This is a genomic window from Pseudomonas sp. p106 (assembly GCF_003936645.1).
GTDB lineage: Bacteria > Pseudomonadota > Gammaproteobacteria > Pseudomonadales > Pseudomonadaceae > Aquipseudomonas > Aquipseudomonas putida_E.
Map to the genome: position 1 here is coordinate 288,448 of NZ_RHQR01000003.1, position 13,700 is coordinate 302,147.

At 62.6% G+C, this 13,700-nt stretch carries 11 protein-coding genes; 4 read left to right on the forward strand and 7 right to left on the reverse strand.

Annotated elements, in window-relative coordinates:
* Positions 1 to 100: 100 nt before the first annotated feature.
* From EGJ09_RS05935 to EGJ09_RS05945, 3 genes are all read right to left on the reverse strand, one after another.
* Positions 101 to 1,693, reverse strand: coding sequence for an ABC transporter substrate-binding protein (locus EGJ09_RS05935; protein ID WP_125923445.1), 1,593 nt, complete (start codon positions 1,691 to 1,693; stop codon positions 101 to 103).
* 137 nt (positions 1,694 to 1,830) lie between these two features.
* Positions 1,831 to 3,456 (reverse strand): ABC transporter substrate-binding protein, encoded by a 1,626-nt coding sequence (locus EGJ09_RS05940; protein ID WP_046784459.1) that lies wholly within the window; start codon positions 3,454 to 3,456, stop codon positions 1,831 to 1,833.
* A gap of 309 nt (positions 3,457 to 3,765) precedes the next feature.
* Positions 3,766 to 4,482: an SIMPL domain-containing protein gene (locus tag EGJ09_RS05945; protein ID WP_046784458.1), complete on the reverse strand. Its 717-nt coding sequence runs from the start codon at positions 4,480 to 4,482 to the stop codon at positions 3,766 to 3,768.
* 202 nt (positions 4,483 to 4,684) lie between these two features.
* On the opposite strand from EGJ09_RS05945, the gene EGJ09_RS05950 reads away from it, so the two are divergent.
* The 4 genes from EGJ09_RS05950 (at position 4,685) to EGJ09_RS05965 (ending at position 9,060) form a co-directional block, all read left to right on the forward strand.
* Complete coding sequence (locus tag EGJ09_RS05950) at positions 4,685 to 5,941, forward strand: ATP-binding protein (protein WP_046784457.1); 1,257 nt, start codon at positions 4,685 to 4,687, stop codon at positions 5,939 to 5,941.
* Positions 5,941 to 6,501, forward strand: coding sequence for a response regulator transcription factor (locus tag EGJ09_RS05955; RefSeq protein ID WP_039604181.1), 561 nt, complete (start codon positions 5,941 to 5,943; stop codon positions 6,499 to 6,501). The genes EGJ09_RS05950 and EGJ09_RS05955 overlap by 1 nt, the downstream gene beginning before the upstream one ends.
* A gap of 207 nt (positions 6,502 to 6,708) precedes the next feature.
* The gene (locus tag EGJ09_RS05960; protein WP_046784456.1) at positions 6,709 to 7,650 is read left to right on the forward strand and encodes an AEC family transporter; all 942 of its coding nucleotides are present in this window, start codon (positions 6,709 to 6,711) and stop codon (positions 7,648 to 7,650) included.
* 54 nt (positions 7,651 to 7,704) lie between these two features.
* Positions 7,705 to 9,060 carry an amino acid permease gene (locus EGJ09_RS05965; RefSeq protein ID WP_046784455.1) on the forward strand — a complete coding sequence of 452 codons (1,356 nt, stop codon included), beginning with the start codon at positions 7,705 to 7,707 and terminating at the stop codon, positions 9,058 to 9,060.
* Between the two features lie 75 nt (positions 9,061 to 9,135).
* Here EGJ09_RS05965 and EGJ09_RS05970 read toward each other — a convergent pair whose 3' ends face one another.
* From EGJ09_RS05970 to gatA, 4 genes are all read right to left on the reverse strand, one after another.
* A complete protein-coding gene (locus EGJ09_RS05970) occupies positions 9,136 to 10,179 on the reverse strand; it encodes a calcium/sodium antiporter (protein ID WP_046784454.1) in 1,044 nt (347 codons plus the stop codon).
* 60 nt (positions 10,180 to 10,239) lie between these two features.
* On the reverse strand, positions 10,240 to 10,614 hold the full coding sequence (locus EGJ09_RS05975; protein ID WP_115275495.1) for a septal ring lytic transglycosylase RlpA family protein: 375 nt from the start codon (positions 10,612 to 10,614) through the stop codon (positions 10,240 to 10,242).
* Positions 10,615 to 10,779: 165 nt separating this feature from the next.
* Positions 10,780 to 12,225 (reverse strand): Asp-tRNA(Asn)/Glu-tRNA(Gln) amidotransferase subunit GatB, encoded by a 1,446-nt coding sequence (gene gatB / locus EGJ09_RS05980; RefSeq protein WP_039603446.1) that lies wholly within the window; start codon positions 12,223 to 12,225, stop codon positions 10,780 to 10,782.
* Positions 12,226 to 12,236: 11 nt separating this feature from the next.
* Positions 12,237 to 13,688: an Asp-tRNA(Asn)/Glu-tRNA(Gln) amidotransferase subunit GatA gene (gatA, locus tag EGJ09_RS05985; RefSeq protein ID WP_115273939.1), complete on the reverse strand. Its 1,452-nt coding sequence runs from the start codon at positions 13,686 to 13,688 to the stop codon at positions 12,237 to 12,239.
* Positions 13,689 to 13,700: the final 12 nt, after the last annotated feature.

Sequence of the window (13,700 nt, forward strand, 5' to 3'; positions counted from 1 at the left end):
CCGGCAAGCCGGCGCCCACAGGAATCAATAAAGATCCCCAGGCTTGTGCCATTTTTGTAGGAGCCGGCTTGCCGGCGAGAGGGCCGCTACCGGCTAACGCTCAATCAACGCTCACTCCGGAAAAGTCGTTGCGGCCAAAGGGGCTCACCTTGAAGCCGGCCACCTTGACGCTGAGCGGCTGGTTCACCGTGGAGTGCGCCACCGGCGTGATCGGCACCTGCTGTTTGAGGCGTTGCTGGGCCTGCTGGTACAGCACTGTGCGCTGCTCGCGGTCGGTTACCTGCTTGGCTTGCTTGACCAGGCTGTCGTACTGCCGGTCGCACCACTGCGAGTAGTTGTTGCTGCCGATGGCATCGCAGCTGTAGAGGGTGCCCAGCCAGTTATCCGGGTCGCCGTTGTCACCGGTCCAGCCGATCAGGGCGATGTCGTGCTCGCCGCTTTTCATGCGCTTGAGGTATTCGCCCCATTCATAACTGACGATGCGCACTTTCAAGCCCAGCTTGCTCCAGTCGGCCTGAAGCATCTCGGCCATGAGCTTGGCGTTGGGGTTGTACGGGCGCTGCACGGGCATGGCCCACAGGGTGACTTCGGTGCCTTCCTTGACCCCGGCCTGCTTGAGCAGCTGGCGGGCCTGCTCAGGGTCGTAGGGTGCGTCCTTTAAGCTGTCGTCATAGGACCATTGGGTTGGTGGCATGGCGTTGACTGCGCGTTGCCCCGAGTCCTGATACACCGCCTGCAGGATCGCCTGCTTGTTCACTGCCATGTCCATGGCCTGGCGTACCTCCAGGCGGTCGAAGGGCGGGTGCTGGGTGTTGTAAGCGATATAGCCGAGGTTGAAGCCTGGTTGTTGCAGCACCTGCAGCTTGCTGTCCTGCTTGAGGGCTGGCAGGTCGGCCGGGCGTGGGTGCAAGGTGACCTGGCATTCGCCGCGGCGCAGCTTCTGGATGCGCACCGAGGGGTCGGTGTTGATCGAAAATACCAGGTTGTCGAGTTTCACCTCGTCCGGTGCCCAGTAGTCCTTGTTGCCTTTGAAGCGGATCTGCGAATCTTTCTGGTAGCGCTGGAACACGAACGGGCCGGTACCGATAGGCTGCTGGTTGATGTCGCTGGGGCGCCCGCTCGCCATCAGATGCTCGGCATATTCAGCCGAAAGCACCGAAGCGAAGCTCATCGCCAGGTTTTGCACGAAGGCGGCATCGACCTTGTTCAGGGTGAACACCACGGTCATCGTGCCGGTCTTTTCGATACCGACGATGTTCTTGTCCAGGCCCATGCTGACGAAGTAGGGGAACTCGGTGGGGTAGGCCTGGCGGAACGGGTGCTCGCGGTCGAGCATGCGGTTGAAGGTGAACAGCACGTCATCGGCGTTGAAGTCGCGGCTGGGGGTGAATGCCTTGTTGGCGTGGAATTTCACCCCCTCGCGCAGGTGGAAGGTGTAGCGCAGGCCATCGTCGGATACTTCCCACTTCGTTGCCAGGGCGGGATGCACTGCCGTACCGCCGCGTTGAAATTCCACCAGGCGGTTGTAGATCGGTTCTGCCGCATCGTTGTCGGTGGCACTGGTGTATTGGGCTGTGTCGAACCCGGCCGGGCTACCCTCGGAGCAGAACACCAGGCTACTGGCCTGAGGGGCTGATGCCTGGCTCAGCAGGCCCACGGCGAGCAGCGTGGAAAACAGTGTGGTGTGGCGCATGGCAAATCCTTTTTTCCGTCTGTTTTTGCCGCTTCGGGATACGAAATGCGGCAACAGGGCCCCCAACCCCGGCGCGGGTAGCGCCGGGGGGAGTTCGAAGGGTGGAAGTGGGCGAGGGGTGGTGCGTGTGCCCGGTGCTATTTCTCCACACTGACGCCGTAGAAGGAGTTCAGTGCGAACGGGCTGATCTTGAAGCCCTTCACCTTGGCACTCATCGGCTGGTAGACCGTGGAGTGGGCGATTGGCGTGATCGGTACCTGATCTTTGAGGATATGCTGCGCCTGTTTATACAGCTCGGTGCGCTTGGCCTGGTCGGAAGTGGCCTTGGCCTGCTTGATCAGGTCGTCGTAGGGCTTGTAGCACCACTTGGAGAAGTTGTTGCCTTCGATGGCATCGCAGCCATACAGGGTGCCTAGCCAGTTGTCCGGGTCACCGTTGTCGCCGCTCCAGCCGATCAGCATGGCGCCTTGTTCGCCGCCTTTGGAACGCTTGATGTACTCGCCCCACTCGTAACTGACGATTTTCGCCTTGATGCCGACCTTGCCCCAGTCAGCCTGCAGCATCTCGGCCATCAGCTTGGCGTTGGGGTTGTACGGGCGTTGCACCGGCATGGCCCACAGGGTGATTTCGGTGCCTTCCTTGATCCCGGCTTCCTTGAGCAGTTGCTTGGCCTTTTCCGGGTCGTACGGCACATCCTTGATGCTTTCGTCGTAGGACCACTGGGTCGGCGGCATGGCATTGACGGCGAGCTGGCCGGCGCCCTGGTAGACCGATTCGATGATCTTCTGCTTGTCGACGGCCATGTCCAGTGCCTGGCGCACCTTCAGTTGAGCCAACGGGTTGGGTTGGTCACTGCCCTTGAGCTTGTCCATCACGTTGTAGGCGATGTAGCCCAGGTTGAAACCGGCCTGGTGCGGCATCTGCAGCTTGTCGTTGGCCTTGAGCGGCTCGATATCGGCAGGGCGCGGGAACAAGGTCACCTGGCACTCGTTCTTCTTCAGCTTCTGCATGCGCACCGAGGCGTCGGTGGTGATGGCGAAGATCAGGTTGTCGATCTTCACGTCCTCGGGTTTCCAGTAATCCTTGTTGCCCTTGAAGCGGATCTGGGCGTCCTTCTGGTACTTGCTGAACACGAACGGGCCGGTGCCGATCGGTTTCTGGTTGATGTCTGCAGCCTTGCCTTCTTTGAGCAACTGGTCGGCGTACTCGGCCGACTGCACGGAGGCAAAGCTCATCGCCAGGTTCTGGATGAACGCGGCGTCCACCTGGTTGAGGGTGAACCTGACGGTGTGCTCGTCGAGCTTCTCCACCTTGGCGATGTTGTTGTCCATGCCCATGTCGGTGAAGTAGGGGAACTCAGTGGGGTAGGCCTTACGGAACGGGTGATTCTTGTCGAGCATGCGGTTGAAGGTGAACAGCACGTCGTCTGCGTTGAATTCGCGGCTTGGCTTGAAGTAATCGGTGGTGTGGAACTTGACCCCTTCGCGCAGGTGGAAGGTGTAGGTCTTGCCGTCGTCGGACACCTCCCATTTGGTCGCCAGGCCGGGGATAACGGCGGTGCCGCCACGTTCGAACTGGGTCAGGCGGTTGAACACGGTCTCGGCCGAGGCGTCGAAGTCGGTTCCGGTGGTGTATTGCCCCGGGTCGAAGCCGGCGGGGCTGCCTTCGGAGCAGAACACCAGGTTGGACGCGGCGTGGGCAAGCGGAGCGCCGGTCAGCAAGCCTGCGCCGAGCAGGAACGGAATGACTGCGTGTTTGAGCATGGTGGCCTCATTGTTGTCATTTTTCTGATTCGAGGTGGCCTCGTGAGCCGACCTGCGGATACTTATGCAGGGTGTGTTCCCAATGCAACACTGCGAAGGATAGTTGGCGTCAGAAAAGTAGTACGGGCGTACATGGATGTCGCATATGTATAAATTTCGAGGGAGTTGAACGTTTGCGAGGGCAAAATGATGGCTTTTTTCGGGATGTTTCGCGGGAGGGAATTTGTAGGAAGCACTATTTGAGTGCGTAGGAAATGTCTCTATTTGTGCTGCTGGGGCGCAATGCGCCCCTTGTATCGCCTGCGTTGATCAAGGCATCTGCACTTCGATCAGGCCGTCTGCGTTCATGCTGACTTCGCTGGTACCCGCCTCGATATCCGGCGCCGGTGCTGCTTCGTCGGCACCCATGGCTTTCATGGCCATTGGCGCGCTGCGCAGATAGGGGCGTGGGTAGCCGCTGCTGTTGAGGTTCAGGCTGACCACTTTATAGCCCTTGCCACCCAGGGCTTCGGTGGCCAGTTGCGCACGGGCCTTGAAGGCATTGACCGCATCCTTGAGCAAGGCGTCTTCGCTGGCCTTGCGCGTGGCCGGGGCGATGGAGAAGTCCATGCCGCCCATCTTCAGGTCTTGCAGCAGGTCGGCACTGAGCTGAGAGAGGGCCGGGAAGTCGGCGCTTTCCAGGCGCACTTCGGCACGCTCGCGCCAGCCGGTGATCTTCTGCCCCTTGCTGTCGTAGACCGGGTAGCTGTTGCGGCTGCCCTGGCTGATTTTCACGTCCTTGACCTGGCGGGCCTGCTGCACGGCCTTGTTCATGGTTTCGGTGATCTGTTTGGCAAGCTTGCCCGGGTCGGTGTTCTGCGCTTCGCTATAAAGGGTCACGACCATCAGGTCACGGGGCACTTCCTTGCTGACTTCTGCACGCAGCGATATCTGGTTGTAGCGCGGCTCATCAGCCGCCAGCGCCGGCAGGCTGGCGAGCAGGCCGCAGGACAGGATCAGGGCAGCGCCGCGACGAGGGTTAGGCATGTGATACTCCTTGGCAATGAAAGGCGTGGGTTCTGGCCATCCATCCCACGCATGGCCCATCAGACCGGGATCAGTGTAGTGGGTTCAAAAGTGCCATCATGAAGCTGTGACAAACTGTGGCGCTTTGCCGCATCGCTGCAGCTGGGCGCGCGCCTTCGGTATACTCCAGCCGATTGTCCTGGAGCACTCATCAGGAGAGCTCATGCTCGCCGCCGCACAACCGCTGTCCGCTACCCGCCAGAACCTCTGGCGCCTGACTGTCATTCGCGTTCTGGTCCTGGCCGCTCAGGCAGGCTCGGTGGGCGTTGCCTACTGGACCGAACTGCTGCCGCTGCCGTGGTTTTCCCTGGCCGCGACCCTGGCTCTGTCGTCCCTGCTGTGCGCCTTCACCGCGTTGCGCTTGCGCCTGTCGCTGCCGGTCACCGAACTGGAATACGCGCTGCAGCTGGCCTGCGACCTGCTGATCCACAGCGCGCTGCTTTATTACTCGGGCGGCTCGACCAACCCCTTCGTCTCCTATTACCTGGTGCCGCTGGCCATTGCCGCCGTGACCTTGCCCTGGCTCTACTCGCTGATCCTGTCGGGTATCGCCCTGACCGCCTACAGCCTGTTGCTGGTGCAGTTCTACCCGCTTGAAGGCCTGCCGATGGCGCGGGACAAGATGCAGGTCTACGGCATGTGGTTGAGCATCGCGCTGGCGGCTGCGGTGATCACCTTCTTCGCCGCGCGCATGGCCGAAGAGCTGCGCCGCCAGGAAAAACTGCGCTCCGAACGGCGCGAAGAAAGCCTGCGCGACGAACAATTGTTGGCCGTGGCCACCCAGGCCGCCGGTGCCGCCCATGAGCTGGGTACGCCGCTGGCGACCATGAGCGTGCTGCTCAACGAAATGCGCCAGGACCACGCCGACCCGCTGTTGCAGGAGGACCTGCAGATCCTTCAGGACCAGGTCAAGCTGTGCAAGGAAACCCTGCAGCAACTGGTGCGTGCCGCTGAAGCCAATCGCCGCCTGGCGATGGTGGAGCAGGATGTGACCGAGTGGCTCGATGAGGCGCTGAACCGTTGGCACCTGATGCGTCCGGAAGCCAGCTACCGCTTCCAGCGTCTGCGCGACGGCCAGGTGCCCCGCCTGACCCCGCCACCGGACCTGACCCAGGCGCTGCTGAACTTGTTGAACAATGCCGCCGATGCGTGCCCTGACGACCTGGAGGTACGCCTGGACTGGGACGCCCAGGACATCGTCATCAGCATCCGCGACCATGGCCCCGGCGTGCCGCCGGCCATTGCCGAAGCAATCGGCAAACCCTTCATTACCACCAAAGGCAAAGGCTTCGGCCTGGGCCTGTTCTTGAGCAAAGCCAGCGTGACCCGTGCGGGCGGTTCGGTGAAACTCTATAGTCATGAGCAGGGTGGCACCCTGACCGAACTGCGCCTGCCCCATGGCAAGCGAGGAGATGAATGATGAGCGAAGAAAACCAGGTCGAAAGCGAAGAGCTGCCGCACCTGCTGCTGGTGGATGACGATGCCACCTTCACGCGGGTCATGGCCCGTGCCATGAGCCGTCGCGGTTTCCGCGTGAGCACTGCAAGCTCCGCCGAGGAAGGCCTGGTCCTGGCGCAGAATGATCTGCCGGACTACGCCACGCTGGACTTGAAAATGGAGGGCGACTCCGGCCTGGTGCTGCTGCCCAAGCTGCTGGAGCTGGACCCGGAAATGCGCGTGGTGATCCTCACCGGCTACTCGAGCATTGCCACGGCGGTCGAGGCGGTCAAGCGCGGGGCGTGCAACTACCTGTGCAAACCGGCCGATGCCGACGATGTGCTGGCGGCACTGCTCTCGGAGCATACGGACCTGGATACGTTGGTGCCGGAAAACCCCATGTCGGTGGACCGCTTGCAGTGGGAGCACATCCAGCGCGTGCTCAGCGAGCACGAGGGCAATATCTCCGCTACCGCGCGGGCGCTGGGCATGCACCGGCGCACGTTGCAGCGCAAGCTGCAGAAACGGCCTGTGCGGCGCTGAACTTATCCTGGCAGTACCGGCCCTATCGCCGGCAAGCCGGCCCACAGGTGCTCCACAGTATTCAGGCTTGATGGGGACCAGTGGGAGCCGGCTTGCCGGCGATAGGGCCTAACAGAAATTTCTTTATATTGCGGCTGATCCCCGCAACTCCTGACGCGTTGGCGTATCATTAGCCCCCTAACGGCAACCCTTCAGGATCGCTAGCGCATGCTCGCCCTTCTTATCCAGACGCTGAACATCACGGCGCCCGTCTTCGCCATGCTGTTCCTGGGCGTGCTGCTCAAACGCATTCACCTGATCGACGACAATTTCAACCGGGTTGCCTCGCAACTGGTGTTCAACGTCTGCATGCCTGCGCTGTTGTTCCTCGGCATCTACCATGCCGACCTGGCAACGGCGATCAAACCGGGTGTCATCCTCTATTTCGTCGCTGCCACGCTGGTCGGCTTCGCCGTGGCCTGGGGCCTGGCAATCTGGCGCAGCCCGCTGGCCGACCGCGGCATCTACACCCAGGGTGCGTTTCGCGGCAACAACGGCGTGATCGGCCTGGCCCTGGCCGCCAGCCTTTACGGGGACTACGGTATCTCGCTGGGGGCAGTGCTCGCAGGCCTGGTGATCCTCCTGTACAACTCGCTTTCAGCCGTAGTGCTGGCGGTATACAGCCCGGACCTGAAGTCCGACCCGTGGAGCATCTGCAAGAGCATTTTCAGCAACCCGCTGATCATCAGCGTGCTACTGGCCACGCCCATGGCCTACGGGCAGGTACCCCTGCCCAACTGGTTGCTCACCTCGGGCGACTACCTCGCGCAGATGACCCTGCCGCTGGCGCTGATCTGTATCGGTGGCACCCTGTCGCTCAACGCCCTGCGCGACAGCGGCAAGTTGGCCATCGATGCCAGCCTGGTGAAGATGCTCTGGTTGCCGCTGTTCGGCACGCTCGGTGCCTGGCTCTGCGGTTTTCGCGGGGCCGAGCTGGGCATTCTGTTCCTGTACATCGGCAGCCCCACTGCGGCGGCCAGTTACGTCATGGCACGGGCAGCCAACGGCAATCACGAACTGGCGGCATCGATCATCGTGATCACTACGCTAATGGCGGCGATCACCACCAATATTGGTATTTTCATCTTGCAGTGGGGCGGATGGATCTAGATCCTTGACTGCATACCTCAAAAAACACTGCCTCACTGAGCTTAAGGACACTTCATGCAAGACCAGAGCACGCCCGAGCGGTTGCAGCGCGGGCTGAAGAATCGCCATATCCAGCTGATCGCGCTGGGCGGTGCCATCGGTACCGGGTTGTTCCTGGGTATCGCCCAGACCATCCAGCTGGCGGGCCCCTCCGTTTTGCTGGGCTATGCCATCGCTGGCCTGATGGCTTTCTTCATCATGCGCCAGTTGGGCGAAATGGTGGTCGAAGAGCCGGTAGCCGGCAGTTTCAGCCACTTCGCACACCAGTACTGGAGTGAGTTCGCAGGCTTCGTCTCGGGCTGGAACTACTGGGTGGTGTATGTGCTCGTGGGTATGGCCGAGCTCACCGCCGTTGGCATCTATGTGCAGTACTGGTGGCCGGAGTTTCCCACCTGGGCCACGGCGGCGATCTTCTTCGTGGTGATCAACCTGATCAACCTGACCCAGGTCAAGGTCTATGGCGAGATGGAGTTCTGGTTCGCCCTGGTCAAGGTGGTGGCCATCGTCAGCATGATCGGTTTCGGCGCGTGGCTGCTGAGCAGTGGCCACGGCGGCCCGGACGCCAGTGTGGCCAACCTGTGGCAATACGGCGGGTTTTTCCCCAATGGCGTCACCGGGCTGGTGATGGCGCTGGCGGTGATCATGTTCTCCTTTGGTGGCCTGGAGCTGGTGGGCATCACGGCCGCCGAAGCGGACAACCCGCGCCAGAGCATTCCCAAGGCAACCAACCAGGTGGTTTACCGCATCCTGATTTTCTACATCGGTGCGCTGGCGGTGCTGTTGTCGCTGTACCCGTGGCAGAAGGTCGTGCAGGGTGGCAGCCCGTTCGTGATGATCTTCCACGAACTGGACAGCGACCTGGTGGCGACCATTCTCAATATCGTGGTGCTGACAGCTGCGCTGTCGGTCTACAACAGTTGCGTGTACGCCAACAGCCGTATGTTGTTCGGCCTGGCCAGCCAGGGCGACGCACCACGCCAGCTGCTCAAGGTCAGCCGCAGCGGTGTGCCACTGACTGCGTTGGGCGTGTCGGCTTTCGCTACGGGCATGTGCGTGGTGATCAACTACCTGATGCCGGGTGATGCATTCGGCCTGCTGATGGCGCTGGCGGTGTCGGCGCTGGTGATCAACTGGGCGAGCATCAGCATTACCCACCTGAAGTTCCGCAAGGCCAAGCTGGCGGCAGGTATCCAGCCGTTCTACCAGAGCTGGGGGCACCCGTTCACCAACTACCTGTGCCTGGCATTTATCGTGCTGATTCTGGTGGTGATGTACCTGACCCCGCCGATTCGTATTTCGGTGATGCTGATACCCGGGTGGATTGCGCTGCTTTGGGTAGCGTTCCGGTTGAAGAAAGCCCGGCAGGCTTGAGTCAGGGTGCATGTCTTGAGTGGTGCGGCGCGCCACCCAAGCCATGCACTTCGTCGCGACACCACCTTCCCGCCGTTAGTGCTGCCGCCGCCAGGCCCTCACAGTGGTGTACAACAGCACCAGGCCGAGCACTGGCAGAACGTAGAAGAGCATCAGCCGTTCCAGGCGGCCGGCCAGCGGCATGCCGATGGTGAACGCCACCACGTGCAGCCCGTAGACCAGGTAAAGGCCAAGTAATACCAGCCCTTCGGCCCGGGTAATCCGGTACCCGGAGTAGAACACTGGCAGGCTCAGCGCCGCGACGCCGAGCATTACCGGTAGGTCGAAGCCCAGTGCGTTTGGCGATATGGTCAGCGGCTCGGGTGTGGTCAGTGCGGTCAGGCCTAGCACCGCCAGCAGATTGAACAGGTTGCTGCCGATCACCGTGCCCACGGCGATCTCCCGTTCCCCTCGCAGGGCGGCAATCAGCGCCGCAGCCAGTTCGGGCAGTGACGTGCACACCGCGACAACGGTCAAGCCGATGATGCGTTCAGACAAGCCCAGGTCGGTCGCGACTTCGACCGCCGCTTCCAGCAGCAAGTGGCCGGCCAGGCTGAGCAGGCCGAAGCCGAACGCCACCTGCAGCAGTGTGCCGGTCCAGAAGCGCCCGGCGCTGCTGGCCAGCGCACGCGGTGCAGGGTAGGTGCGGGCATAGTGGCGCGACTGGTGCCAGAGCATGACCAGATACCCCACGAGGCCTGATAGCAGCACCAGCCCTTCCACGCGCCCCAGATGGCCGTTGGCGGCCAGCGCATAGACCAGTGCGCTGGCGAGGATCATCAGTGGAATGTCCAGGCGCACCAGTTGGCGGGACACGCGTAGCGGGATGATCAATGCAGCCAGGCCAAGGATCACCAGAACATTGAAGATGTTACTGCCGATCACGCTGCCCACGGCCACATCGGGCGCGCCCTGATAGGCGGCCTGCAGGCTGACGGTCAGCTGTGGCGCCGTACTGCCGAATGCCACCAGGCTCAGGCCAATGATCAGCGGCCGTACGTGTACACGCTGTGCCAGGCGAAGGGCGGCTCGCACCAGCAGTTCGGCGCCGGCCACCAGCAACAGCAAGGCTATGCCCAGTTGCAGGAGGCTGAAGGTGGGGAGGGTGGCCAGGTCGAAAATGGTTGGAACTCCGTTGCGTCAGTCGCTTAGACCTTGTACCCGCACGCGCGCCGTTCCGCTACGGATCATGCCGATTTTTTCTGCTGCAGCGCGCGACAGGTCGATCAGCCGGCCGCGTGTGTGCGGGCCGCGGTCGTTGATGCGGACCACCACGCTGCGTTGGTTGGCGAGGTTGGTGACCAGTACCCGGGTGCCGAAGGGCAGGCTGCGATGCGCGGCGGTCAGGCCGTGCTGGTTGAAGGCTTCGCCGCTGGCGGTGCGTTTGCCGTGGTGGCGGGCGCCGTAATAGGAGGCGGTGCCGGTCTGGTTGTAACCACGGGGGTCGATGTCGTGGCTGGCGCAGCCGGCCAACAGGGAAAACAGGGCCAGGGTGGCGATGGATCTTTTTAGCAAGGTGATGCTCCGGTGCTGCCATTGGGCGCGCTTGGCGGCGCGGTGGCTGTAGGAGCCGCCTTGTGTCGCGAAAGGGCCGCAGCGCGGCCCCATGGCCAGGTCACTGCATAAGCCTTTGGGGCTGCTTTGCAGCCCTTTCGCGACACGAGGCCGCTCCTACAAAGCTCACCCTTCGAGCTTGGCCTTGAGCAATTGGTTCACTTGCCCCGGGTTGGCCTTGCCCTTGGAGGCTTTCATCGCCTGGCCGACGAAGAAGCCGAACATCTTGCCGCGCTTGGCTTCATCGGCGGCGCGGTACTGTTCGACCTGCTCGGCGTTGGCAGCAAGCACTTCATCGAGCATCTTGTCGATCGCGCCGGTATCGGTGACCTGTTTCAGGCCTTTGCTCTCGATGATGCTGTCGGCATCGCCTTCACCGGCGGCCATGGCCTCGAACACGGTCTTGGCGATCTTGCCGCTGATGGTGTTGTCGCGGATACGCAGCAGCATGCCACCGAGCTGCTCGGCACTGACCGGTGCCTGGTCGATCTCGATACCCAGCTTGTTCAGCAGGCTGCCCAGTTCGACCATGACCCAGTTGGCTGCCAGTTTGGCGTCGCCGCCAATCTTCACCACCTGCTCGAAGTAGTCCGCCTGTTCACGGCTGGAGGCCAGCACGTTGGCGTCGTAGGCCGACAGGCCATACTGGCTCTGGAAGCGCTCGACCTTCTGCGGTGGCAGCTCCGGCAAACCGGCACGGATGGTTTCGAGGAAACTGTCCTCGATCACCACCGGCAGCAGGTCCGGGTCGGGGAAGTAACGGTAGTCGTTGGCTTCCTCCTTGCTGCGCATGGAGCGGGTCTCGTCCTTGTTCGGGTCGTACAGGCGGGTTTCCTGAACCACCTTGCCGCCATCTTCGATCAGGTCGATCTGGCGCTGGATTTCGCTGTTGATCGCGCGCTCGATGAAGCGGAACGAGTTGACGTTCTTGATCTCGCAGCGGGTGCCGAACTCGGCCTGGCCTTTGGGCCGGATCGAGACGTTGCAGTCGCAGCGCAGCGAGCCTTCAGCCATGTTGCCGTCGCAGATGCCCAGGTAGCGCACCAGCGCGTGGATCGCCTTGACGTAGGCCACGGCCTCCTTGGCGCTGCGCATGTCCGGTTCGGATACGATTTCCAGCAGCGGGGTGCCGGCACGGTTCAGGTCGATACCGGTGGAGCCGCTGAAGTCTTCGTGCAGGCTCTTGCCGGCGTCTTCTTCCAGGTGCGCGCGGGTTACGCCGATGCGCTTGATGGTGCCGTCTTCCAGGGCGATGTCCAGGTGGCCCTTGCCGACGATCGGCAAGTCCATCTGGCTGATCTGATAGCCCTTGGGCAGGTCGGGGTAGAAGTAGTTCTTGCGCGCGAACACGTTGCGCTTGCCGATCTGGGCATCGATCGCCAGGCCGAACATGCAGGCCATGCGCACGGCTTCCTGGTTCAGCACCGGCAGTACGCCGGGCATGCCAAGGTCAACCAGGCTCGCCTGGGTGTTCGGCTCGGAGCCGAAGGTGGTGGCGCTGCCGGAAAAGATCTTCGACTGGGTGGCCAGCTGGGTATGGATTTCCAGCCCGATCACAACTTCCCATTGCATGTGTGAATTCCTTAGAAGCCGTTGGGGGCGCGGGTGTGCCAGTCGGTGACCTGCTGGTAGCGGTGCGCGACATTGAGCAGGCGGCCTTCCTGGAAGTACGGGGCCAGCAGCTGTACGCCGACCGGCAGGCCATCGACGAAGCCGGCTGGCATCGACAGGCCCGGCAGGCCCGCCAGGTTGGCGGTGATGGTGTAGACGTCTTCAAGGTATGCAGCGACCGGGTCGCTGCTCTTGGCGCCGAGCTTCCAGGCCGGGTTGGGCGTGGTCGGGCCAAGGATCAGGTCGACGCCTTCGAAGGCGGCCATGAAGTCGTTCTTGATCAGGCGGCGGATCTGCTGCGCCTTGACGTAGTAGGCGTCGTAGTAGCCAGCCGACAGGGCGTAGGTGCCGACCATGATGCGGCGCTGGACTTCGGCACCGAAGCCTTCGCCACGGGAGCGCTTGTACAGATCGGTCAGGTCTTTGGGGGCGTCGCAGCGGTAGCCGAAGCGCACGCCGTCGAATCGCGACAGGTTGGAAGAGGCTTCGGCCGGCGCGATCACGTAGTACGCAGGGATTGCGTGCTGCATGTTCGGCAGGCTGATTTCCTTGACCACTGCGCCGAGCTTTTCCAGCTCCTTGACGCTGGCCTGGACCAGTTCGGCGATGCGCGGGTCGAGGCCGGCGCCGAAGTACTCTTTCGGCAGGCCGATGCGCAGGCCTTGCAGCGAGGCATTCAGGTTGGCGCTGTAGTCCGGCACCGGCTCGTCAATGCTGGTGGAGTCCTTGGCGTCGAAACCGGCCATGCCTTGCAGCAGCAGCGCGCAGTCTTCGGCGGTGCGGGCCAGAGGGCCACCCTGGTCGAGGCTGGAGGCATAGGCGATCATGCCCCAGCGCGAAACGCGACCGTACGTCGGTTTTAGGCCTGTGAGGTTGGTCAGTGCTGCCGGCTGTCGGATCGAGCCGCCGGTATCGGTGCCGGTGGTCGCCGGCAGCAGGCGGGCAGCCACGGCCGCAGCGGAGCCGCCGGACGAGCCGCCTGGCACGTGCTCGAGGTTCCAGGGGTTTTTCACCGCGCCATAGTGGCTGGATTCGTTGGCAGACCCCATGGCGAATTCGTCCATGTTGGTCTTGCCCAGGGTGACCATGCCGGCCTCGGCCAGCTTGGCGACCACGGTGGCGTCATACGGCGCCTTGAAGTTGTCGAGCATCTTCGAGCCGCAGCTGGTGCGTACGCCGTTGGTGCAGAACAGGTCCTTGTGGGCGATAGGGGCGCCCAGCAGTGCGCCGGTCTCACCGGCGGCGCGACGGGCGTCGGCGGCACGGGCCTGGCCCAGGGCCAGCTCCTCGGTGACGCTGATGAAGCTGTTGAGTTGCGGGTCGAGCTGCTGGATGCGCGCCAGCAGGGCGCCGGTCAGCTCTTCGGAGGAAAACGACTTGTCGGCGAGCCCGCGGGCGATCTCGGCCAGGGTCAATTGATGCATGGCAGGCACTAT

What these genes read in the sequence shown, in the direction of transcription:
- gatB (WP_039603446.1), bottom strand. Translation starts at nt 12,225, where the DNA reads ATGCAATGGGAAGTTGTGATCGGGCTGGAAATCCATACCCAGCTGGCC.
- EGJ09_RS05940 (WP_046784459.1), bottom strand. Translation starts at nt 3,456, where the DNA reads ATGCTCAAACACGCAGTCATTCCGTTCCTGCTCGGCGCAGGCTTGCTG.
- gatA (WP_115273939.1), bottom strand. Translation starts at nt 13,688, where the DNA reads ATGCATCAATTGACCCTGGCCGAGATCGCCCGCGGGCTCGCCGACAAG.
- EGJ09_RS05955 (WP_039604181.1), top strand. Translation starts at nt 5,941, where the DNA reads ATGAGCGAAGAAAACCAGGTCGAAAGCGAAGAGCTGCCGCACCTGCTG.
- EGJ09_RS05965 (WP_046784455.1), top strand. Translation starts at nt 7,705, where the DNA reads ATGCAAGACCAGAGCACGCCCGAGCGGTTGCAGCGCGGGCTGAAGAAT.
- EGJ09_RS05935 (WP_125923445.1), bottom strand. Translation starts at nt 1,693, where the DNA reads ATGCGCCACACCACACTGTTTTCCACGCTGCTCGCCGTGGGCCTGCTG.
- EGJ09_RS05950 (WP_046784457.1), top strand. Translation starts at nt 4,685, where the DNA reads ATGCTCGCCGCCGCACAACCGCTGTCCGCTACCCGCCAGAACCTCTGG.
- EGJ09_RS05945 (WP_046784458.1), bottom strand. Translation starts at nt 4,482, where the DNA reads ATGCCTAACCCTCGTCGCGGCGCTGCCCTGATCCTGTCCTGCGGCCTG.
- EGJ09_RS05960 (WP_046784456.1), top strand. Translation starts at nt 6,709, where the DNA reads ATGCTCGCCCTTCTTATCCAGACGCTGAACATCACGGCGCCCGTCTTC.